This is a genomic window from Planococcus sp. RAB007_Raresut, from assembly GCF_057369535.1.
Genome location: NZ_JBXYIF010000008.1, coordinates 41,333 through 63,586 on the forward strand (window position 1 = coordinate 41,333; position 22,254 = coordinate 63,586).

The 22,254-nt window shown below is 44.3% G+C and carries 24 protein-coding genes and 1 riboswitch; of the genes, 12 read left to right on the plus strand and 12 right to left on the minus strand.

Features of this window, described 5'->3' with window-relative positions; all coding sequences use genetic code 11:
* Positions 1–19: 19 nt before the first annotated feature.
* Positions 20–1,093: a M20 family metallopeptidase gene (locus tag AC2Q9J_RS16000; protein ID WP_499041585.1), complete on the minus strand. Its 1,074-nt coding sequence runs from the start codon at positions 1,091–1,093 to the stop codon at positions 20–22.
* 140 nt (positions 1,094–1,233) lie between these two features.
* Positions 1,234–1,333, plus strand: a riboswitch (TPP riboswitch).
* 94 nt (positions 1,334–1,427) lie between these two features.
* Between AC2Q9J_RS16000 and thiT the strand changes: the two genes are divergently transcribed.
* Together thiT and map are read left to right on the plus strand one after the other, a co-directional pair.
* Positions 1,428–2,003 (plus strand): energy-coupled thiamine transporter ThiT, encoded by a 576-nt coding sequence (gene thiT / locus AC2Q9J_RS16005; RefSeq protein ID WP_084242297.1) that lies wholly within the window; start codon positions 1,428–1,430, stop codon positions 2,001–2,003.
* A 116-nt stretch (positions 2,004–2,119) separates the two neighbouring features.
* Positions 2,120–2,872, plus strand: a complete 753-nt coding sequence (gene map / locus AC2Q9J_RS16010) for a type I methionyl aminopeptidase (RefSeq protein ID WP_499041514.1) — start codon at positions 2,120–2,122, stop codon at positions 2,870–2,872.
* A 58-nt stretch (positions 2,873–2,930) separates the two neighbouring features.
* On the opposite strand, the gene AC2Q9J_RS16015 is transcribed toward map, so the two are convergent.
* Positions 2,931–3,650: a TspO-related membrane protein gene (locus AC2Q9J_RS16015; RefSeq protein ID WP_499041516.1), complete on the minus strand. Its 720-nt coding sequence runs from the start codon at positions 3,648–3,650 to the stop codon at positions 2,931–2,933.
* A gap of 203 nt (positions 3,651–3,853) precedes the next feature.
* On the opposite strand from AC2Q9J_RS16015, the gene AC2Q9J_RS16020 reads away from it, so the two are divergent.
* The 3 genes from AC2Q9J_RS16020 (at position 3,854) to AC2Q9J_RS16030 (ending at position 6,771) form a co-directional block, all read left to right on the plus strand.
* Entirely contained in the window at positions 3,854–5,653 is a 1,800-nt protein-coding gene (locus tag AC2Q9J_RS16020) for a M3 family oligoendopeptidase (protein WP_499041518.1), read from the plus strand.
* 1 nt (position 5,654) lies between these two features.
* Positions 5,655–6,203 (plus strand): GNAT family N-acetyltransferase, encoded by a 549-nt coding sequence (locus AC2Q9J_RS16025; RefSeq protein WP_499041520.1) that lies wholly within the window; start codon positions 5,655–5,657, stop codon positions 6,201–6,203.
* 85 nt (positions 6,204–6,288) lie between these two features.
* Positions 6,289–6,771, plus strand: a complete 483-nt coding sequence (locus AC2Q9J_RS16030; RefSeq protein WP_499041522.1) for a DinB family protein — start codon at positions 6,289–6,291, stop codon at positions 6,769–6,771.
* 20 nt (positions 6,772–6,791) lie between these two features.
* Here the strand turns inward: AC2Q9J_RS16030 and AC2Q9J_RS16035 are convergent, their stop codons facing one another.
* The 4 genes from AC2Q9J_RS16035 to AC2Q9J_RS16050 form a co-directional block, all read right to left on the minus strand.
* Positions 6,792–7,358 carry a beta-class carbonic anhydrase gene (locus AC2Q9J_RS16035; protein ID WP_499041524.1) on the minus strand — a complete coding sequence of 189 codons (567 nt, stop codon included), beginning with the start codon at positions 7,356–7,358 and terminating at the stop codon, positions 6,792–6,794.
* A gap of 115 nt (positions 7,359–7,473) precedes the next feature.
* Positions 7,474–8,481 carry a rod-share determining protein MreBH gene (gene mreBH, locus AC2Q9J_RS16040; protein ID WP_499041526.1) on the minus strand — a complete coding sequence of 336 codons (1,008 nt, stop codon included), beginning with the start codon at positions 8,479–8,481 and terminating at the stop codon, positions 7,474–7,476.
* A 255-nt stretch (positions 8,482–8,736) separates the two neighbouring features.
* Positions 8,737–8,877 (minus strand): hypothetical protein, encoded by a 141-nt coding sequence (locus AC2Q9J_RS16045; RefSeq protein WP_499041528.1) that lies wholly within the window; start codon positions 8,875–8,877, stop codon positions 8,737–8,739.
* A gap of 85 nt (positions 8,878–8,962) precedes the next feature.
* On the minus strand, positions 8,963–10,195 hold the full coding sequence (locus AC2Q9J_RS16050; RefSeq protein ID WP_499041530.1) for an aminopeptidase: 1,233 nt from the start codon (positions 10,193–10,195) through the stop codon (positions 8,963–8,965).
* A gap of 227 nt (positions 10,196–10,422) precedes the next feature.
* Between AC2Q9J_RS16050 and AC2Q9J_RS16055 the strand changes: the two genes are divergently transcribed.
* Both AC2Q9J_RS16055 and AC2Q9J_RS16060 read left to right on the plus strand, forming a co-directional pair.
* A complete protein-coding gene (locus AC2Q9J_RS16055) occupies positions 10,423–11,730 on the plus strand; it encodes an FAD-dependent oxidoreductase (RefSeq protein ID WP_499041532.1) in 1,308 nt (435 codons plus the stop codon).
* A complete protein-coding gene (locus tag AC2Q9J_RS16060) occupies positions 11,727–12,713 on the plus strand; it encodes a class I SAM-dependent methyltransferase (protein ID WP_499041534.1) in 987 nt (328 codons plus the stop codon). The genes AC2Q9J_RS16055 and AC2Q9J_RS16060 overlap by 4 nt, the downstream gene beginning before the upstream one ends.
* A gap of 87 nt (positions 12,714–12,800) precedes the next feature.
* Here the strand turns inward: AC2Q9J_RS16060 and AC2Q9J_RS16065 are convergent, their stop codons facing one another.
* Positions 12,801–13,022: a DUF1128 domain-containing protein gene (locus AC2Q9J_RS16065; protein WP_084242285.1), complete on the minus strand. Its 222-nt coding sequence runs from the start codon at positions 13,020–13,022 to the stop codon at positions 12,801–12,803.
* Positions 13,023–13,080: 58 nt separating this feature from the next.
* Positions 13,081–14,454: an alanine/glycine:cation symporter family protein gene (locus AC2Q9J_RS16070; protein WP_499041536.1), complete on the minus strand. Its 1,374-nt coding sequence runs from the start codon at positions 14,452–14,454 to the stop codon at positions 13,081–13,083.
* Positions 14,455–14,650: 196 nt separating this feature from the next.
* Here AC2Q9J_RS16070 and AC2Q9J_RS16075 point away from each other — a divergent pair, with 196 nt between their 5' ends.
* Positions 14,651–15,112 carry a YtxH domain-containing protein gene (locus tag AC2Q9J_RS16075; RefSeq protein WP_499041538.1) on the plus strand — a complete coding sequence of 154 codons (462 nt, stop codon included), beginning with the start codon at positions 14,651–14,653 and terminating at the stop codon, positions 15,110–15,112.
* On the plus strand, positions 15,096–16,040 hold the full coding sequence (locus tag AC2Q9J_RS16080; protein WP_499041540.1) for a YihY/virulence factor BrkB family protein: 945 nt from the start codon (positions 15,096–15,098) through the stop codon (positions 16,038–16,040). The genes AC2Q9J_RS16075 and AC2Q9J_RS16080 overlap by 17 nt, the downstream gene beginning before the upstream one ends.
* A 35-nt stretch (positions 16,041–16,075) precedes the next feature.
* Here the strand turns inward: AC2Q9J_RS16080 and AC2Q9J_RS16085 are convergent, their stop codons facing one another.
* Together AC2Q9J_RS16085 and AC2Q9J_RS16090 are read right to left on the minus strand one after the other, a co-directional pair.
* Entirely contained in the window at positions 16,076–16,270 is a 195-nt protein-coding gene (locus tag AC2Q9J_RS16085) for an SE1561 family protein (RefSeq protein ID WP_499041542.1), read from the minus strand.
* Between the two features lie 326 nt (positions 16,271–16,596).
* Positions 16,597–16,977, minus strand: coding sequence for an OsmC family protein (locus AC2Q9J_RS16090; protein ID WP_499041544.1), 381 nt, complete (start codon positions 16,975–16,977; stop codon positions 16,597–16,599).
* A gap of 80 nt (positions 16,978–17,057) precedes the next feature.
* Between AC2Q9J_RS16090 and AC2Q9J_RS16095 the strand changes: the two genes are divergently transcribed.
* Positions 17,058–18,239 carry an MFS transporter gene (locus AC2Q9J_RS16095; protein ID WP_499041546.1) on the plus strand — a complete coding sequence of 394 codons (1,182 nt, stop codon included), beginning with the start codon at positions 17,058–17,060 and terminating at the stop codon, positions 18,237–18,239.
* Between the two features lie 483 nt (positions 18,240–18,722).
* Here AC2Q9J_RS16095 and rlmD read toward each other — a convergent pair whose 3' ends face one another.
* Positions 18,723–20,087: a 23S rRNA (uracil(1939)-C(5))-methyltransferase RlmD gene (gene rlmD / locus AC2Q9J_RS16100; RefSeq protein WP_499041548.1), complete on the minus strand. Its 1,365-nt coding sequence runs from the start codon at positions 20,085–20,087 to the stop codon at positions 18,723–18,725.
* Positions 20,088–20,128: 41 nt separating this feature from the next.
* Positions 20,129–21,028 carry a TIGR01777 family oxidoreductase gene (locus tag AC2Q9J_RS16105; protein WP_499041549.1) on the minus strand — a complete coding sequence of 300 codons (900 nt, stop codon included), beginning with the start codon at positions 21,026–21,028 and terminating at the stop codon, positions 20,129–20,131.
* 94 nt (positions 21,029–21,122) lie between these two features.
* Between AC2Q9J_RS16105 and recX the strand changes: the two genes are divergently transcribed.
* The gene (gene recX, locus AC2Q9J_RS16110) at positions 21,123–21,929 is read left to right on the plus strand and encodes a recombination regulator RecX (protein WP_499041551.1); all 807 of its coding nucleotides are present in this window, start codon (positions 21,123–21,125) and stop codon (positions 21,927–21,929) included.
* Positions 21,922–22,254 carry a YfhH family protein gene (locus tag AC2Q9J_RS16115; RefSeq protein WP_499041553.1) on the plus strand — a complete coding sequence of 111 codons (333 nt, stop codon included), beginning with the start codon at positions 21,922–21,924 and terminating at the stop codon, positions 22,252–22,254. Before recX ends, AC2Q9J_RS16115 begins: the two co-directional genes overlap by 8 nt.

The window sequence follows — 22,254 nt, forward strand, 5'->3', positions numbered from 1 at the left end:
GCATCCTTAAACATGGCGCTTAACTTAAGGCATGGGACACAAGAATATCTTTGTACTCATGGACACTTGAGATTTCAACGTATTCAGCGTTGCCGTGCCAGTCATCGCCAGTCGGACCAAACTCGATCGCCCCTTCGCCACCGTTGACCGCGGCATAATAGCGAGTATCGGCAGCGCCGTGCTGACCGAAAAGCACAGGTTCATTGCCTGTATTGCTGCGTATGCTTTCCTGCAACGTCTGAATATAAGGGTTTTCAGCTGTCGTTGTCAGTGCAGGTGTAGTGGAAGAACTGGACTTGTAGTCAAAGTCGATATTAAGTGTCTCGCCGAGTTCCACCATTTGCCGCGTTATTTCTTTAGGGTCCTGACCCGGCATAAAACGGATATCATAGGACATTTCACAAAGCTCCGGAACCATATTATAGCGCTTGCCGGCATTGATGATGGCAAGATTGACGGAAGGCTGCTCATAATACTCAGTCGACTCCTTGCGGAAAGGAAGTTCAGTCATCGCCATATGATATTTCATCGCCTGTTCGATGGCATTAATGCCTTCCCATGGACGGCTGCCGTGTGCTGGCTTTCCTTTGAAAACCATATCCATGTGCAAGATGCCTTTTGACTGCAGCCCGACTTTCAATCCTGTCGGCTCACCGCAAATGACAAAATTGCCGCTGTGCCCTTGGGAGACCAGCCATTCAGAAGTGTTATGCCCGCCAATTTCTTCATCTGTGACGATATGGAGATGGACTTCACGATTTAATTTTTCAGCATCAAGTTCGATGAATGCCTGCATCATGGCGGCTACGCCAGCCTTCATATCCGCGGAACCGCGGCCATACAAGCGGCCAAGCTCCTCCATCGGTGTAAACTGTTCTTCATGGCCGGGGACAACATCGACGTGTCCGTTCCATACCAATTTTTCTGAGCCTTGGCCTTTTTGGGCAGTGAGCATCAAATATCCTTTATTGTCATGGACTTCGACCTTTTCACCATGTTCTTCAAGCCAGCGGGCGCAAAAAAGAAGAGCGTCATTGGCGCCTTCTTTAGTATCGCTTTTGATTTTGATTAAATCCTTCAATAATTCGATCATATAAGCACAGCAGCAATTTCTGCTGCCTTCACCGCCTTTCTGCAACATTTACTTTCTCAATACCCTAATGTGTCCAGATGAAACGAACTTGCATCCCATCTTTATGTCCGTTACAATACAGGTGTTACGAAAATAACTGTATACACCACAAGGGGAGCTTTTGCTGAGAGTGAACGGAACCGTTCTTACCCTTTGAACCTGTAAGTTAATACTTGCGCAGGGATGTGGATGGAAACCTGCCCTTATGCGGCGTCAGGGTCTATCCTGGCGCCGCTTTTCGTATGGTTTTTATTGGCGGCCCTTCTGGTGATGTGCAAACACATGGGAGGAAATCATGAGAAATAAAAAATTATTATTGATGCTCGAAATTGCGATTTTCGGAGCCCTTGGATTTGTCCTGGACTTTATCGCGTTCAGCATGCCTCAAGGTGGATCGGTCAGTCTGGTGATGATTCCGATCATCCTGATGGCGTTCCGCCGTGGAATGGGCGCCGGTATTCTGACCGGTCTCACAGTTGGCCTGCTCCAGCTTGTTACGGGCCGTGTCTATATCGTGCCTCTCTCATTCGGTTTCGCTTTTACACAAGTGACGCTCGATTACTTGGTCGCTTTTGCGAGTGTAGGGGTTGCCGGTATAATGAGATCCGCTTATCTTAAGAATTTACGGAATGGCTCGCGTGGCAAAGCGGTTTCATCGATTGTAGCAGGAGCTTTGATCGGCGCATTTCTGCGCTATATCATCCATGTCATTGTGGGAATCTGGTTCTTCAGTGAATTCGCCACGGGCAATGTTTATATTTACTCGTTTGTGTACAACGCCACTTATATGGTGCCGGCGTTCCTGCTGACAGCATTTGTCTGTTCCATTCTGTTCATAGCAGCTCCAAGATTGATTGATGTGAAAGAATAAAACAAGAAGGCTATCTTATGATAGTCTTCTTTTCTTTGTCCAGACTCCAGCGGCCCCTGTCGCTTTTCTTTTGTGTTATAATTCTTGAATAGAAAAGCTTGAAAGAAGGGTATTTGATGATTGCAACTAATGAAAAAGATATTGAAATGTTAAAAAAAGCAGGACAAATGGTAGCGAAAATCCGTGAGGAGATGAGAGCTGCGACCAAGCCTGGCGTGACTACAAAGGAAATTGATGAGTTGGGCGGACGGTTGTTCGAAGAACTCGGCGGCGTTTCGGGTCCAAAATCCGAATATGATTTTCCAGGATATACTTGCATCAGTGTGAATGAAGAAGTTGCACACGGCATTCCCGGAAAACGTGTTATCAAAGAAGGGGACATCGTCAATATTGATGTATCCGGCTCTTATGAGGGTTATTTTTCCGATACGGGAATTTCTTTTGTAGTAGGAGATGGCCATCCTGAAAAAGAGAAGATATGCGAAGCGGCTGAAAAAGCATTCGAACGGGCGATGACTAAAGTCAAAGCAGGTTCAAAATTAAATCAGATCGGTAAAGCAGTTGAACGGGAAGCGAAAGAGCAAGGCTTGTTCGTCATCAAAAACCTGACAGGCCACGGCATTGGTAAATCACTGCATGAAGCTCCTCAGCATATCCTGAATTATTATGATGCATGGGAAACGACAATCCTTAAAGAAGGAATGGTCCTCGCTGTCGAACCTTTTATCTCACAGAAAGCGGAACATATTATTGAATCTGGCGACGGCTGGACGTTCATTACGCCAGATCAGTCTCTGGTCGCTCAAATTGAACATACAGTCCTGGTGACAAAAGGTGAACCGATTTTATTGACTAAATTAGAAGAATAGAAAAAAGCCTGCATAGCGCAGGCTTTTTTTAATGGAAACCATTTCTCATAAGGCATCATCACTTTTTCTTGATAAGAAGGATTCCTGTAATGATCACCCCGCTCAGGAATAAGGAGGCTGTTGTAACGAGCATTTCATCCAATCCATGTTTGACTGCAATGCCGATGAATGCCCAGACAAATACTAAAGTGAAAGGGATATCGGAGTGATGGAAACGGACATGCAGCGCAAGAGCTGTCGCAACAGTCAGCATGATGACCGCCCATAGCTCGTTGCTAAGGCCCCAGCCTCCCCAATTATAATAAGTCAGTACGTAACTGATATTAGTAATGGTCGCAACACTGATCCAACCCATATTCACTGAAATCGGAAGTCGTTCGGTAAGTTTTCTCTCATTATTATTATATTGAAGATACAGGAGAATAAGAGAACCGAGATAGAGAAGCATCGCTGCTATCGACCAGGCAAAATATTCGTAATGCCAAAGCAGCAGCCAGGTGATGTTTGCTACAGCGCTTAAGATGAAATATAAACTGATGGCTGTCGAAGGAAGTTCTCTCTCTTTCTTATAACGGACCCAGAATCCCACAATCCAGATAGCTAATAGTATGTATATAACTGACCAGATCGAAAAGACATAACCGGCAGGGGTGAACAGAACAGGAAGCCTGTTTGAAATTTCTCCTGTGGTTTGACCGTTGATCGGCAGAATATTGGCTAATGCATTAACTGTAACGATGGCCAGAAAGGCGATTGTCATTAATATCAAACGGAACATCTGTGATCCCTCCTCGCTAACAGTATACCTTTCCTTGTTTCTGACAACAATTAACTGTTAGCTAAAGTGGATAAAAAGTTCCGTGAAATCGTCGATATTATGTCATTATGTCCGGTGGGCTTTCGCCAATATTCCGTAAACCGAAGAAAAATGGTATACTGATAAGTGTTTTTAGAAAATTTAGTTTATCAGGAGGAAAAGCCATGACAGTGAAATTTCCGGAAGTATGGGATTTGGATGTATTGTTCCCAGGGGGCAGCGAGTCAAAAGAGCTCCGCGTACATATGGATGAAGCAGGACCCAAATTAGAGGAGTTCGAAAAACTTTCCAATAATTTTTCCGTGCCTGAAAAAGCCGGTGATGCACAACAAGTGGCAGAGGTACTTGAGGCAGTAAAAGATATGATGCTGCATCTTCGCCAGTCGAGCGCTTTTATTGGCTGCTTGCAGGCGCAAAATACAGAAGATAAAAAAGCGTCGCTGCTGCAGAGTGAATCTGCCAGCCTGAGCGCGCGCTTCAACTCGGCTCTGCAGAAAATTCAGCAGGACCTGACGAAAACGGATGATGCTGTCTGGAATCAATTGATGGGGGACGACAAACTTCGGGAATTCTCTTTTGTTCTAAATGAATGGCGGGATGAGGCAAAGCAATTGCTTTCCGAGAAGGAAGAAAACCTGATCACCGCTTTAAGCATGGACGGCTATCACGGCTGGAGCCAGCTGTACGATATGCTGGTGGGCGACATTAAAGTTAAAATTACGATTGATGGCCAGAAAAAAACACTGTCTGTTGGACAAGCGAACAATTTAAGTTCACACGCCGATCCTCAAGTAAGAAAAGAATCATATGAAAAGCTGGAAGATGCATGGACAGAAAAAGAAGATTTCTTTGCGAAAACTTTAAATTCCATCGCTGGATTCCGTTTGGAAGTATACAAAAAACGCGGCTGGGAAAATCCGCTTCAGGAACCGCTGCAGATCAACCGCATGAAACAGCAGACATTGGATGCCATGTGGAGCGCCATTTCTAAAAATAAACAGCCGTTCGTCGATTATCTTAACCAGAAGGCGAAATTGCTCGGAAAAGATGGGCTTGACTGGTATGACGTGGATGCGCCGGTAACAGAGAGCACCCAGACGTTCTCCTATCAGGAAGGCGCGGATTTCATTTTGGAGCATTTCAAAAAATTCGGTCCAGAACTCGAAAAATTCTCGCGCAATGCTTTTGAAAAAGGGTGGATTGAGGCGGAAGATCGGCCGAATAAGCGTCCAGGAGGTTTTTGTACAGGCCTGCCATTGACTGAAGAATCACGTATTTTCATGACATACAGCGGTTCGATGTCGAATGTCGCTACCCTGGCGCATGAATTGGGACATGCTTTCCATTCATATGCGCTGCGTCCAGTGCATCAGATCAACCGCTCATATGCGATGAATGTCGCGGAAACAGCTTCTACATTCGCTGAAATGATTGTCGCCGATGCGGCAGTAAAAAACGCAGCTTCAGATGATGAGAAGATTGCTCTGCTTGAAGATAAAGTTCAGCGCAGTGTCGCTTTCTTCATGAATATCCATTCCCGCTTCCTTTTTGAAACACGTTTCTATGAAGAGCGGAAAAGAGGAGTCGTGCCGGCTTCCCGCCTGAATGAATTGATGGAAGAAGCACAGCATGAAGGATTTGGCGGAGGACTCAATTCAACACATCCGCATTTCTGGGCATCAAAGCTCCATTTCTATATAACTTATGTGCCATTCTATAATTTCCCTTATACATTCGGTTATTTATTCTCATTGAGTGTTTATGCTAAAGCACTGGAAGAAGGAGCCGGATTTGAAGAGAAATATATGGCGCTATTGCGTGATACGGCAATCATGACTGCTGAAGACTTGGCGATGAAGCATCTGGGTGAAGATATTACACAGGAAGCGTTCTGGGAAAAAGGGATTGCTCTTTGTGTGAAAGATGCTGAAGAGTTTATTTCGCTGACGTCATCTGCTGAATGATATGAATTTTTTATTAACCGGTAAGTTCTGCTACCTTCGTATTTTGACAGTTGATGATGCGGAAGAAATGGTTCAATTGCTTCTGCGTAACCGGGAATACTGGGCGATTTTTGAACCGAAGCACCGGGACAGTTATTTTACACCTGCCGTACAGCGGGAAAAAATACGTGAATCCATCTATCAGGCTAGAGAGAACCGTGAATACAGTTTCGGCATTTTCGAACCTGGTACGCATAAGCTGATCGGCCATATTTCCATGTACAGCATTAAGCGTCTGCCGTTTCTCAGTGCGTTGGTCGGTTATTCGATTGATGAATCGTACATCGGGCGAGGAATTGCAACAGAAGCTGTGGAGCTGATAGTGGCTTTCGGTTTTGAGAAGATTCAGCTGCACCGGATAGAAGCCTATGTGTCTCCGCGAAATACGGGTTCTGTGCGTGTACTGGAAAAGGCTGGCTTTGTGAATGAGGGATTATTGAAGGAGTTTCTTCATATCAATGGAATATGGGAAGACCATTACCATTATGCCATTTTGGAGAAAGAATTTTGAAAGGGCAAGGCCGCCTATAAAAAATGGTGGAAAGAAATGAAAAGATGGTTATGGGAATAATACACTGACAGAAAGCGGGTGTCTTATGTTAAGAGATAAACTGTTCGCCTATCATCAATGGGCCAGCCAGGAGATTCTTTCGCATATGGATGGTCTTGAGGAAGCGGTTTATACCCGGGAAGGGGCTGGTTCCTTTTCTTCCATCAAAGAAACACTCAGCCATGTCATAACTGTTGAAAAACTTTGGCTGCTGAGAATGACCGGCATCGAAAAACCGGCTGCCGAACAATTTCATGTAGATACTATCGATGAGGCCAAGCAGGCCTTCATGCTGCTTCATGCTGAAATGGAATTATATTTTACATCTTTGGCCGAAGAGCAGTGGCAGGAAGTTATGAAATTTACAAATCTCCGCGGCAATACATTCGAAGAGACGAGAGAAGAGATGTTATTTACCTTCATTAATCACGCTTCCTATCACAGGGGTCAGATTGTATCTTTGCTGAGACAGTTCGGCAAGGAAGGGATTGCACTTGATTATATTTATTTTCCAAAGGAAAACCGCTGAAAAATTTTCAGCGGTTTTTTTCAACTATTTTCATTTCCATCTACAACTAAATCGAGTTTTCCTGTCTTTGGATCAATAACCAATCCATGAACCGGAACTTTAATATCCATTAGAGGATGATTGCGGACCATATTGACACTGTGGCGGACGCTTTCTGTCACATTATCGAAACCGCGCAGCCACTCATCCAGATTAACCCCAGAATAACGCATCATATCAATCGTTTCTTCGGCGATTCCTCTTGATTTCATTTTTTCCATGATTTTCTGTGGTTCAATCGCGGACATTCCGCAATCATGGTGACCGATTATGTATACTTCATCAGCATTCAACTCATAGATTGCAACAATCAGGCTGCGCATGATTCCGCCAAAAGGATGATTGATCACAGCACCGGCCGATTTAACAATTTTCACATCACCATTTTTTAGGTTCATGGATTTTGGCAGCAATTCGAATAATCTTGTATCCATACAAGTCAGAATGACCATCTTTTTATCAGGGAATTTAGTGGTGATGAATTGCTCATACTTTTCTTCTTCCACAAAACTTTTGTTGAATTCCAGTATTTCATTCAGCATCGACATAGTATCCACTCCTTAGACATTTGCTACCTTTTATTTTAATCGAAATTTGGTCTGATGACTAATTTCAGTCCAGAAAAATTAAAAAATCCGGAAGCTTCGCGCTTCCGGAATAGGATTATTTTGAAATTTTATCGAGTTTGTCCATCATAACTAAAGAACGTCCAGTCCCGATAGCTACTGATTCGAGCGGCATAGGCGCCATATGGACAGGTACTGAGATTTCTTCAGACAGCCATTGCTGCATGCCTTTAAGCAGAGCGCCGCCGCCAGTGATGACAACGCCTTGGTCGACGATATCACCAGACAATTCAGCCGGGCAATTTTCTAATGTTGCGCGGATGCATTCAAGGATGGCCAATAATGGTTCCTTCAATGTTTCCTGAATCTCTGTTGATGTAAGTGACACTGTTTTCGGTAAGCCAGTCATGATGTCCCGGCCACGAATTTCCATCGTTTCCGCTTTATGCGGAATCAATGCATAGCCAATTTCTTTTTTAATATTTTCAGCTGTGCGTTCTCCGATAAGAACATTATAATGTTTGCGGACATATTGGATGATGTCTTCATCCATGCGGTCCCCAGCGATTTTTACTGTGTTGGAAGAAACGACGCCTCCAAATGAAATGATGCCGACTTCCGTTGTGCCTCCGCCGATATCCACAATAACACTGGCAATCGGTTCGCTTACTGGCAGGTCAGCGCCAATCGCAGCAGCCACCGGTTCTTCAATCAAATGGACACTTTTAGCGCCGCTTTGTTTGACTGCATCGTGAATCGCACGGCGTTCCACCGAAGTTGCGCCGGACGGAGTGCAAATCATTACATTTGGTTTTCGGTAAGCGCCGCCCATCTGTTTGGCCGCTTTTTGCATGACCATCTTCAATAAATCAGTGGTGACGTCAAAATCTGCGATTACGCCGTCTTTAAGGGGACGGACAACGCGTATGGATGTCGGCGTCTTGCCGATCATCGCTTTAGCTTCTTCGCCGATAGCTATCACTTTTCCGCTTTTTGTATCCAGTGCGACTACTGAAGGTTCGTTTAAAATTATGCCTTTTGCTTTTGTATAAACTAGAATATTTGCCGTTCCTAAGTCAATTCCAATATCCGATGAAGAAAACATGCCTAAACTCCTCCTATTATAAAACAAGTCCATTTTGAATTTTAACACGCTTAAATTCGCGTCTTTTTTCAATGGCATCAGACTGCAATATTACGAGGGCCTATTGGCTTGGCAAGTTGATGAATTGCAGGACGTAGGATTCATTATGTAATCGATGTGCAAATGAAATGTTTCTGAATTGTAATCTATCAGTCATTTAAACCTATTAAAAAAGCAGACCTTTTTAATAAAAAAGTCTGCTTCTAACTATAATTCTCAGAATTTACGTTCCGGATGCGGATCTACGTGCTCTGCGTCATGTGTATGCAATTCTTTCCCCAAATAATGGAGAAGCGTGAAGAAAAACATGAAGATTACAGCCATAAAACCTAATACTGTGACAATACCAGACAACATGATGATAACTCCCCTCTCGACTATGATTATCATTTCTTAGTATACATGATAATGGAAAAAAGATTAAGTGTCGAATTAGTGAGATTTAAAATGCCCAATTGCCATTTCTGAAAATCGGTTCACGTGTACCGTCTTCCAGAATACCGTAAATGTCCATCTCTTCAGAACCGACCATAAAGTCAACATGGGTAATACTCTGGTTTAAACCATGTTCAAGCAACTCCTCGGAAGACATTTTCTTGCCGCCTTCGAGACAGAATGAGTAGGCGCTTCCGATTGCGAAATGGTTTGAAGCGTTTTCATCAAATAGCGTGTTGTAGAAAAGAATGTTGGAAGCTGAAATTGGTGATTCATGTGGCACTAAAGCAACTTCACCCAGGTAATGGGAGCCTTCGTCCGTGTCCACCAATTGTTTCAGAACATCTTCTCCGTGTTTTGCCGTTACATCTGTAATACGGCCATTTTCAAAAGTCACTTTGAATTCATCGATGATATTGCCGCCGTAGCTAAGCGGTTTTGTGCTTGAAACATAACCGTTGACGCCGTCTCTCTGTGGAACAGTGAATACTTCCTCAGTTGGCATATTCGCCATGAAAGCATCGCCTTGTTCATTGATTGAACCTGCACCGCACCACAAATGTCCTTTAGGAAGGGCAACTTCCAAATCAGTGGAAGGGGAAGTATAATGCAATTTTGCATATTTTTTGCCGTTCAAATAATCGACTTTCGTATGCAATAATTCGTCGTGCTCTTTCCAAGCGTCGATCGGCTGATCCAGATCCGCTCGCACCGCTTTGAAAATAGCTTCCCATAGCGCGTCGATTTGCTGATCCTCCGGTACGTCCGGGAAAACTTTTGCTGCCCATGCTTTAGAAGGAGCGGCTAGAACAGTCCAGCTGATTTTGTCTGATTGGACATATTGACGATACTTATTGAGTGCTTGCCCGGTTGCTTTTTGTGAAGCGGCGATGCGTTTCGAATCGATTCCTTTTAGAAGATCAGGGCTTTGCGAAACGATGCTCATGAACGCGGCACCTTGTTCAGCCAATTGTTCACGCTCCTGAACTTTCCACGAAGGAAACTCCGAGAATGAATCTTCCGGCGCCATTTCGAAGCGCAGTCTTGAGACTTCATCGTCATTCCAGTCAACAAAGACTTGTTTTGCTCCAGTCTCGTAAGCTTTTTTTACTATCAGGCGCACAAGTGGTGCAGCCTCCAGTGAAGCTGCTATGTAAAGTTGCTGGTTTGGCTGGATATTGACGCCTACCTTTACCGCCAATTCTGCATAGCGTGTTAATTTCTCGTTTAATGATGTCAAATGAATCTCTCCTCTCATCTCTATTATAGTATCAATTTTCAGTCATAGTCCGCAATGCCTGCCTGCTAAATATCCATAATAATTAGATAAACATTGGATAAATATAACTTTATAGGTCTTAAGTATTCATTTGAATTAAAATAAACAGATTTTATTTAGAATGAAGGCAATCATAGAGGTTTTTTTGAAGGAGGTTTGAGGAATACAGTAGAGAGGAGCTGAGTTTGATGAAAACACAAGTCTTTATCAGCGGTGGCGGTATCGGTGGCCTTGCATTAGACCTTAAGCTTGTTCAGCGCAATGTCGATGTGGTGATGGCGGAGCGTTTAAAGGCCAAAGCCCCTACCTATAAGGGAGAATTGCTGCAGCCAAAAAGCATGCAGATATTCGAGGGTTTGGGACTTTACGATGAAATCACTGCCCGCAGCAATGAAATCAAAGTCCTTGATATGCTCGAGCTGTCGGGGTCACTCCAGGTTCGTGACCAGTCTTTCATGGATTACAGTGTGTTGCCTGGCAAATACAACGCGGCCTTCATGGTTCATCATGAAGAGCTTAAAGATATCTTATTAAAAGCAGCATCTGAATATAAGAATTTTCAATATATGGCGGGAACGTCCTGCACAGGATATACCGAAAAGACAGCATTGCTCAAATCAGGCAAAGAGAAATTTGAAGTAGAAGCTGATTTCTTTTTTGGCGCAGAGGGCAGAGCATCTGTGACAAGAAAACACATGGAGATCGAGATCAAACAAACAACCTATAATCACCATTTCTTAACTGTTTCTTTCCCAAGGCCAGAAAACTTTACAGATGGCCAGATCATTTCTACATATAATCGATTCCTTGGTTTATTTCCATTGCCGGACAATCAGGTGCGATCAGTTTACCTGATTCCTGAAGGTGATTATAAGGAACTGAAAGAGAAACCGATCAGCCATTTTCATAAGCTTTATACAGACCTTGCACCGACGATGGATGGCTATGTCCAGCAATTGACTGACTGGAAAAAAATCCAATTGATGATTCCGGTGATGTTTCATGCACCATCCTATGTCAGGGACAATAAAGCGATTATCGGGGATGCGGCGCATGCTGTTCATCCTATGGCGGGAGAAGGCATGAATATGGCGATACAGGACGCAGATATTTTGGGCGAGCTCACAGCGGATATGATTAGAAATCATAAAAAAAATCCTGGAAATCTGAAATGGTATGAGAAGGTCCGTTATAAAAGGGCGGATCATGTCATCCAGCTAAGCCATCTGGCCGCTCTTGCTTATTCCTATCCATTTAAACCGGTCAGCTTTCTTCGCCAGAAGACATTTGAGCGGATGGAAGAGGATCCAATTCTTCATTTCAAGCAAATGCTCAATGTCTCAGGGCTCGGCATGTGGAAAGAAAATGTGCGGGACAGATTTATCCAGGGCGGCATTATCCCTGTCCGTTTGAGGGATCTCCCGAAAAAATCAAAAGAGCTGAGATATTACACAAGGGAAGACGATTATCCATGGAAAGATGAGGGGTTAAAATGATAGATGTGATGAAAATGTTTAAAGCCAGGATGTATATGAAGAGAAATGAGCCGTTCCTTTACAGTTGGCATGCCTATGTCGGTTATGAACTGGATCTGTTTAAGGCGTTTGAACGTCCGATGGCAAAATCAGATGTTGCAGATGCTTACGGATTGGACGAAGACCTTCTTGAACAATGGGTGGCGGTCGGCGTTTCCATCGGACACCTTAAAGAGGCCGGGCGCGGACGCCACAAGCTCGCCAATTCATGGAAATTGCCTAAACCGAAAGGAAATAATTCTTCAGGCGTATTACTGAAGGAGATGATGGAGCTTCATATTCCGACACTTTTGAATTACCCTGAAATGATACGCAACAGCAACCGCCTTCATTTTGATGAAGAAAAGCACGCCGGTACAGTTGCGGAAACCAGCAGATTGCTTGAAGTGCTGGCCATGCCGAAAATGTCGAAGCGCATCCGCGAAAACAATGTCCGGTCTGTACTGGATATCGGCTGCGGGGAAGCGGGCTACATCAAAAAATTGGCTGGCCGATTTTCTGAAACTCAATTTACCGGAATTGAAATCAGTGAAGAAGTGACAGAGAAAGCACAGCAGCTGACAGCAGATGATGACAATATACAAATTCAAAATGCGGATTTGTGGGATTACAACCCCGATCAGCCTTTTGATATGGTCATGATGAATAATGTTCTGCATTATATCGATCTTGAAAAGCGGGAAGCGCTGATTCACGAATTGGCTGACTGGGTGAGTCCGAACGGCATCCTGTCCATCGTCACACCTATCGCAGGCAGCAGCGATGATCCTCCTTTTGCAAATGTCTTCAATAGCTTCTTTTCTTCTTTCGACAACCTGTATCGTCTTCCTACCCGCGAAGAGTTGCGTGGTTGGGGGGAAGCAGCCGGACTGGATATGCTCGGCATCCATACAGTGATCAAAGAGGGCGGCTGGTATATTGCGCAGTACAGGAAACCTCAATAGAAATCACCATAAATAAAACCCCCGAAAAAATTTCGGGGGCTTTTCTTTGTCCAGACTCTAACGGCCCAGCTTTTGATGTCGCTTTTCTTATTTCCGCAATGAGCCAAGTTCCTGAGCGATTGCCTGCATTTCGTTTGGTGTGATATTATCACGCTTTTTGACCATTTCGTACAAATCGCGCAAATCTTCATACTGTGAAGCATTGAAATGTTCAGCTTTCATCGCATCGACATTGACCATCCGCAATTTAGCTTTTATTTCCTCGATCATGTAATTGACGTTTTCTGGAGACTGTTTCGATAAGTCCATCATAAGTTCCTGCCTTTCGGTATGGTATGCCTTATCATTTCACTTATCAAAAAAAATGTCAATTTCCTGAACGTGCAAGTTCCGCTTTCTCTTCTTTTTCTTCTTTCGCTTTTGCAACGATTCTCTTCGTTTCATAAACGATTACACCTGACAGGCCAAGAAGACCGATTAAGTTCGGCACTGCCATTAAGCCGTTCATAACATCAGAGAATGTCCAGACGACCGTAAGTGAAGCAGTTGCGCCAAGGAAGACAGCTCCAACAAATAGTACACGGTATACTATAAGCAAGTTCGGGCTCTTGAATAAATATTGGAAACATTTCTCGCCGTAATAAGACCAGCCGATAATTGTCGAAGATGCGAAGAATATCAAACCGAATGCAACAATGTAAGGACCTACTCCGCCAAGATACTGGCCAAATGCCGCACTAGTCAAAGGTGCACCTTCAAGTCCTTCTTGTGTATACAGACCGGACATGACAATCGTTATTCCTGTAATCGAACAAACGATCAATGTATCGAAAAGAACCTGTGTCATCGATACTAATGCCTGGCGGCCAGGCATATCTGTTTTGGCTGCTGCAGCAGCGATTGGAGCAGAACCCAGACCGGCTTCGTTGGAGAATACCCCGCGGGCAACACCATAACGGATTGCGGCACCGATGGCACCACCGGCAGCAGCTTCACCTGTAAACGCGGCACTGAAGATTGTGCCGAGAGTGGCAGGGATCAAGTCGAAATTCATGACCATAATTACTAATCCTGCAATAACATAGAACAAAACCATAAAAGGAACGAAGAATGCGGTAACTTTACCAATCGTTTTAATTCCGCCCAGGATTACTAATCCTGCAAAGGCAGTAAGGATAAGTCCTGTAGCCCATGGAGTCAGGCCGAAAGTTTCGTCAACAATTGAAGCGACAGAATTGGATTGTGTCATATTGCCGATTCCGAACGCCGCGATTGCGCCAAAAATAGCGAATAGGACAGCAAGCCATTTCTGTTTCAGGCCATGCTCTAAATAATACATCGGCCCTCCTGCCATCTGTCCTTTCGAATCGGTAATACGATACTTAACAGCCAATACCGCTTCACCGTATTTTGTAGCCATTCCGAAGAATGCAGAAAGCCACATCCAGAAGATAGCTCCTGGACCACCAAGTACGACTGCAGTCGCGACCCCGACAATATTACCGGTACCGACTGTTGCCGCCATGGCAGTGGAAAGAGCCTGGAAGTGGGAGATATCTCCCTTGGAATCTTTATCTACATTTTTGGAGAAAGTTAATTTAAGTGCATAAGGCAATAAACGAAGCTGAAGGAATCCAAGCCGTACTGTGAGATAAATTCCTGTACCGACAATTAGGATTAAGAGCGGGACACCCCATACATAACCACTGATTTCTCCCAATAACTTTTCAAAGCTTTCCATCTAATTTCCCCCTAAGTTATGTAATTCTGTTTTCCTGAAATAATTTTGCACCTCCCAATGATTTAATATTCCGAAAGTTCTTGCCGATAGTCAAGGGTTTTTTAAAATTTAAATACAGAGAAGTTTAAATATGTTGAGAATAGGGAAAAATTCAAAAGACACGTTAGAACAAACTATTCTTTGGGAGGAATTCAGAATGAGCCAAAACAAATTGATGACAGGATTATTAGTAGGAGCGGCAGTAGGTGTCATTATTTCCCTATTCGACCGCAATACCCGCAATGATGTTATGCAGAAATCGAAAAAAGTTTCTGAGAATGCGAAATACTATGCAAACAATAAAGATGAATTGAAGTCTGCAGTTCAACAGCAGGCAAGTAAATTCCAGAATCTTTATGAGCGCGTTTCCGAAGACGCTTCTTACGTAGGGGACAAAGTCAATGAATTGAAAGAATTGACTCCTCAAGTAAAAGAAATGGCGATGGATACGAAAGAGGCGTTTATCGATACGAAAGAAGCAGTTGTCGATTCGACGCAAGATGTCAAGTCAGCACTCAAGGAAGACAACCCTTCCGCTTCATCATCTTTGACTGATGATAACAGCAGTTCATCAAACAATAATTCGAACCGCGATGCGGAATATGGGAAAAAGCAATAATTCCCTGAAAAAAAACCAGAAAACAGAATCAGATCTTCCGCCGGAAAGTTCGGAGGCGAAGGAGCCTAGTTACGATGTCACTCGCCCCTCCGGATTTCTAAAGGAATTATGGAAAAGAATCAACGATGTAGATGTCACAGGACTTGGAGCGCAGTTAGCGTTCTTTTTCCTGTTGTCTATTTTTCCTTTGCTTATATTTCTGATTACCTTGCTGCCTTACTTGAACATCGCTGAAGATCAGATTTATCAATTCATGGCGAATGTGGTGCCTGGTGAAATCTACCTTCTTATCGAAGAAACTTTGAATGAAATATTGACCCAGGAAAACCGGAGCTTGCTTTCCTTCGGTCTTATTGCCACTATCTGGTCCGCCAGCCTTGGTATGAACGCACTAATAAAATCATTGAACCGGTCTTACGGAGTAGAAGAAAATCGTCCAATTCTCATTGCGAGAGGCATGTCGATTATCACCACTGTTTTAATGATATTCATTTTGCTGATTGCGCTGGTCCTGCCGATTTTTGGCCGCCAGATCGGTATTTTCATCTTTTCATTTTTTGGTCTGGAAGCAGGGTTTTTGGAAACGTGGAATACATTGCGTTTTACGATTCCGCCCTTGATCATATTTGTAGTAGCCGCAGTAATCTACTGGGCAGCCCCCAATGTTAAACTGGATTTTAAATCTGTGCTGGCTGGAGCGGCTTTTACTTCGGTCGGCTGGTTGGCGGTATCTTTCGGGTTTTCAGTCTATATTAATAATTTCGCAAATTATTCAGCGACTTATGGAGGAATTGGCGGTGTAATCATGCTAATGCTGTGGTTATACGTATCAGCCATTCTTTTAATGGTGGGGGGGCAGGTAAATGCAGTCATGCAGACACGCCGCGACATCATTAAGCGCTATAACAAAAACGCCGGACAAACTTGAATTGACAAGTTTGTCCGGCGTTTTTTGTCTGTATATTAGTTTTCATCAGAAGGGCGATTTTTGAATTGCTGCATTTTGCCATCCAATTCATCTACCATCGCAATCAAGCGGTCAATATCTTCAAGTTCAGCAGTTTCCGGTTCAATCGAATCGAGAACGTCAAGGAACATATTTAAGCGCTGTTTCATATAACTTACTTGTTTTTCCTTATCAGTGATGGATTTTCCCATAAGGTACACCTCATTTCGCATTCTATCGTAGCTGATTTACTAATGGATTTCAATTAAACATAGGTAAAAAGAGAGATTTTAATAGTTTTTCTTTTTTGAATATTTACTTAATTTAAAATCTGTGTTAGTGTATGGGTAATCAATAGAGAGGAGGCCATAATGAATAGTCGAAACCATTCAATAACTTACAAGTAAAAGGAGGGGGTTCGAACATTTCACCGGCACAAGCCGAAAAAATGGTCTTATGAGAAAAAGCGAAAATGAAAACGAAACATAAAAGCTCAGCCGCAATCTGATATTCAGATACGGACTGAGCTTTTATTGGTTTATACGAGTTCGTATGTTTCTACAACTTCAATCGAATTTTCCACAGAACGGACCATCGAGCAATTCTTTCTTGTCAACTCCATCACACGGGGCATCTTCGATTCATCAATATCGCCTTTGATGAGGAAATGCAGATGTACTTTTGAAACGCGTCCCGCTTCTTCATCGATGCGTATGATTTCTTTTACTTCCGCCTGTATATCTTCTGCGGGCATCCGCTGTTTTTCCAGAACTTTTCTTATAATCCCGGCACTGCAAACCGCCAGTGAAGCCACCAGCAACTGGTATGGGCGGAAACCGTACTCCTCATTTGTTGAAACGGCCAGTTCGCCAAAAGGCAAATCACCCGAAAAACCATTTTCATTCATTGAAAATTTCATCTTCCATCTCCTCCTTATGATAAAATTGTATCTGAATTCCATTCAAATACAAAAGAAGGTGCTTACTGGAAGGAGCCATCATGAAAAATTATTTAAGAAGTGACAATGGGCGTTTCTGGATCCTTGTCGCTATAGTATCTATTTCCGGATTTTCGCAGGGAATGCTGTTGCCGCTGATTGCGGTTATTTTTGAGCAGGACGGGGTTTCCTCTGCTTTAAACGGATTGAGCGCTACCGGTTTATACATAGGTACGTTAATAATCGCACCCTTTATGGAGCCGCAATTGCGGCGTTTCGGTTTTAAGCCGATCATTATTATAGGCGGAGGACTGGTTATCTTGTCCCTGCTGTTATTTCCTTTATGGAAATCGGTTCTGTTCTGGTTTTTCCTCCGAATCCTGATTGGAGTCGGCGACCAGGCGCTCCATTTTTCGACCCAAACTTGGATCACCAGTACATCCGCACAGAATCGGATGGGCAGAAACATCGCCATATATGGCATGTCTTTCAGCATAGGATTTGGAGCGGGGCCGTTATTTGTACCTCTTGTTAACATTTTCGAAGCCTTGCCGTTCATTATATCAGGACTTTTATGCCTTTCAGCATGGGTGCTGGTTTTCTTCCTGAGAAATGATTTTCCCGAAACCACCACAAGTGCTATGACGGCCAGCGGAACTTTAAGCCGTTTTAAAGCAGCCATTATCATCGGCTGGTTCGCCTTTTTACCGCCGCTTGGCTACGGATTCCTGGAAGCGTCCTTAAATGCCATCTATCCTGTATACGCTTTGAGGCAGTCGATTGATGTTTCCATGGTTTCCTATATGCTCGCCGCGTTTTCGCTTGGTGCCATTGCGACTCAGTTGCCGCTTGGTGAATTGAGTGACCGGATCGGCAGGCGAAAAGTTTTGCTGCTTGCCCTCTTCGGGGGAGCCGTGGCTTTCGGAACCGCCAGCTTTTTCGAATCGAACGCTTGGGTGACCCTGGCATTCTTCATCGTTGCCGGGATGTTCGTTGGATCGACCTTCTCACTGGGGATTTCCTATATGGCAGATCTTATGCCGAGGGAATTGCTGCCGACGGGCAACCTGTTGTGCGGCATTGCATTCAGTATCGGCAGCCTCGCCGGCCCTGCCCTTGGCGGATTATTCATTGAAGTTACAGATGAGCTGAGTTTCCTGTTGCTGATCGCTTTGATACTTCTCATCATTTTCACTATCATCGCTTTTCGAGGCAATAAAATCAGCAAACCTGCTATGGAATAAGGCTTTAATTACGAAGAAAGAAGTAAAGGTAAGTAATCGATATTACGCAAAACAGCTTCGCTTTCCAAAAACCGTGCTCCTGCATCGCTGCGCTAGCTTCGTCGCAAAGAGCCGGCCTCACTACCTTCGGCCAATTCTTGGCTCGCACTGAGCTAACTCGGTCTCGTTCCACTTCGCCCGAGTGGATCTTGCACTTCGTCGGCATTCGCCTGCTCACCTGGGAGTCTCGCTGTTTTGCTCCATATCTTAGAATCGCTTTCTATAAAGAAAAAATTTAAGAAATGGGTTCGTTGAAAAAGCAGTTACTCAGTTTCCCCACAGATTCAAAATGCAGCAGCAGGCGGCTCCCTGCGGAACGCGTCCGCCTGTCTCTGCATCGCTGCGCTAGCTTCGAGACATTAAAAGATATGCAGCGAAATGATTGAAGCAGATGATGTTTCTCGACATAAAAAGACCTTCGGAGAAAATCCGAAGGTCTTTTTCCTATTTCAATACAAGTTTCGTTACCGATTCAACCTGCGCTGTCTGTGGGAACATATCGACAGGCTGGATGTATTCGATCCGGTAAATTTTCGTCAATTGCTGAAGGTCCTTCGCAAGTGTGGAAGGATTGCACGATGTATAGACGAAACGTTTCGGCTTCACCTTCAAAATCGTTTTCAACAGGGAGTCAGCCAGTCCGGTACGCGGGGGATCTACCGTCAGTACATCAGGTACAAAATTTTCATTGCTCCAGACATCCAGCCACTTTTCCGCAGTTCCGGTAACATATTTCGCTTTGACGCCTTGCCGTTTGGCATTTGCTTTCGCATCTACAACGCTGTCATGGATAGTGTCCATTCCTCGTAGCTCACCTGCGCCGTCGGCAAGCCACAAACCGATTGTACCGACGCCGCAATAAGCATCGACGACTTTTTCGGTGCCGGTCAACTCTGCAGCACGTTTGATTTCATCATACAACTTGACGGTCTGCTTCGGATTCAGCTGGAAAAAGGCGCGGGCCGAAAGGTCGAATGCAAGCTCGCCCAGTTTTTCGTGGATGGTATCTTTGCCATACAAAGTAACTGTCTCTTCTCCGAAAATAAGCGAAGTTTTTTCAGGATTGATGTTTTGGACGATTGAGACAAGGTTGACATCGAGGTCTTTCAATTTTTCAAGCAATAATTCCTTTTTAGGAATTTTAGAGCGCGTTGTCACCAGCACCAATTGGATCTCGCCGGTTTCAATGCCAGTGCGGACGACGATTGTCCGAATGACGCCTTGCATCGTTTTGCCGTCATAAATCGGAATCCGCAGTTCTTCGAGTACCCGTTTCACGGAATTGGTGATAACAGTTGTATCCGGATGCTGCACGATGCATTGTTCGATATCAAGCAATTGATGTGATCCTTCCGCAAATAAACCTGCGATGACCTTCGAACCCTTCAGGCGTGTCTGGAACTGGCTTTTATTGCGGTAATGCCATGGATCTTCCATGCCGATGGTATTTTCGATTTTGACATCGACGCCTTTTAAATAGCGCTCAAGTGCCTGCACGACAAGGTCGCGTTTTTCAACTAACTGCTGTTCATATGTCAAATGCTGCAGCTGGCACCCTCCGCACGCTTCATACACGGGACAGGGAGGAGTCTGGCGGTGTGGTGAAGGTTTCCGCATTTTTACGATGCGGGCTTCGGCAAAATTTCGTTTGACCGTTGTAATTTGCGCGGTGATTTCTTCACCGGGCAGTGCACCGGCAACAAAAACGACATTGCGTTTAAAAAAACCGATGCCTTCGCCGTTGATGCCAAGCCTTTTGATCGTCAACGGAAATTTCTGTCCGGTTTCCATAATAGGTTTTTCATTCATAGTGCACACGTCCTTCTTTTGGTCATCCCTACATTATAGCCCTATTTATAGATATCAGCCAGAGCTGATCTGAGATCGGGGTAGGCAAATTCGAAACCATGCTGCTGCAGAACTTCCGGCAAAACACGCTGCCCTTCTAGAACGAGGCGGCTCTTATCTCCGAGCACAGCTTTTAGGGCGAACTCAGGTACTGGGAACCAATGCGGACGTCCCAAAGCTCGGCCAACTTCCTTGCCGAAATCCTTCATGCGTTTTGGATAGGGGGCAGTCACATTAAAAGGTCCGCTCAGCTCTTCCGTTTCAATGGCGAATAAAACTGCCCGGGCAACATCCTGCACGTGAATCCATGACAGCCATTGGCGGCCAGAGCCGACTGTTCCGCCGCCAAAAAGTTTATAAGGCAGCGCCATCAACGGCAAAGCTCCATCTTTTTTGCCGAGAATGATGCCGAAACGTCCGCAAGCAACCCTCACACCCAAGTCTTTCGCTTCATTTGCAAGGCGTTCCCATTCAACAACAGTTTTGGCGAGGAAGTCGTCACCTCGAACAGTCGATTGCTCTGTATAGGATTTTTCTGTTGAGGCGGGATAAATACCGACAGCACTTGCGTTCACGAGCACTTTCGGTTTTTGTTCCAATTCCTCGATGATGCGCAGCACTTCATTGGTCGCTTCGACTCGGCTGCTGTAGATCAGTTTCTTTTGCTCATCATCCCAGCGCCCATCATTGATGGATGAACCCGCCAAGTTTACAAAGGCATCAATACCTGCCAGTTGTTGCTCAGGTTTTGCGCCGTCAGTCAGCCATTCGACATAATGGACACCATTATCAGATGGTTTCGGGCTTCGCGTCAGGATAAAAACTTCATGTCCTTGCTGACGAAATAACTTCGTCATTTCATTGCCGGCAAAACCGGTTCCTCCAGTGATTGCAATCTTCATGCATATCGCCTCCATTTCCTATATAGTACCCTGAATCGATGCATTTAAGCCCTTAAAAGGTTATACTTAGAAGGGAAGAAAGAGGTGCCGCCCGATGCCCATAATTACAAAAATCACACAGGGAAAAAACAATCCGGAACGCTACAATATTTTTCTGGAGGAAAAGTTTGCTTTCAGTGTCGATGAAACGGTGCTCGTCAGGTATCAATTGACCAAAGGCAAAGAGCTGGACCAGTGGACCATCGAAGAAATGAATTTCGAAGATGAAATCCGTAAAGCATTCAATAAAGCCCTCGATTTTTTGAGTTTCAGAATGCGCAGTGAAAACGAAGTGCGCCAGAAACTGAAAGACAAAGAATTTGGGGAAGCAGTAATAGATGAAGCGATAAAAAAATTATATGAACTGAACTTTCTTGATGACCGCGCTTTTTCGGAGGCACTGATGCGGACGCAGATGAGATCATCCAAAAAAGGGCCGAAAGCGATCCAACAGGATATGCAAAAGAAAGGGATTGATAAACAGGTGCAAAAAGATGTTCTCGCTTCCTATTCAGAAGAAGAGCAGGTGGAACTTGCCAAGGGTCTGGCAGAGAAAATGGCCGACAAGGAAAAAACGAAGACGCCAAGGCAGATCGAACAGAAAATAAGTGATACTTTGCTTCGTAAAGGTTATTCGTATTCAGTGATCAAGCTGGCGATCACAGATTTGGATTTGGAAAAAGATGAAGACCAATGGACGGATATTGTTGCAGCCCAAGGCGACAAGCTTTGGCGCAAACACAGCAGCAAATTGACCGGCTATGACCTGAAATCGAAAGTGAAGCAGGGCTTGTACCAAAAAGGGTTCCCCGCAGAAGTCATCAATGAATATTTAGAGAAAAAGGAGAACGAAGATGAGTGAAGAAAAACGTTACAGCCAGATGGACGAACAGGAACTGCGTACGGAAATAGCAAGACTGAAGGAAAAAGCACGAAAAGCTGAACAACTGGGAATCATCAATGAATTCGCGGTTTTGGAACGCAAAGCTATTATGGCAGCTTCTTATTTGCTCGAACCGGAAGATTTCAAAAAAGGGGAAGTCTACCGTATTGAGGGAGACCCGAATGTTTATTTCCAGATCGATTATCTGAAGGGCCGTTTTGCATGGGGCTATCGCCTCGGAAGCGAAAAATTCACAGAAGCATTGCCAATTTCCATGCTGCGCCCGTTAAAAGAAGGGAAGTAA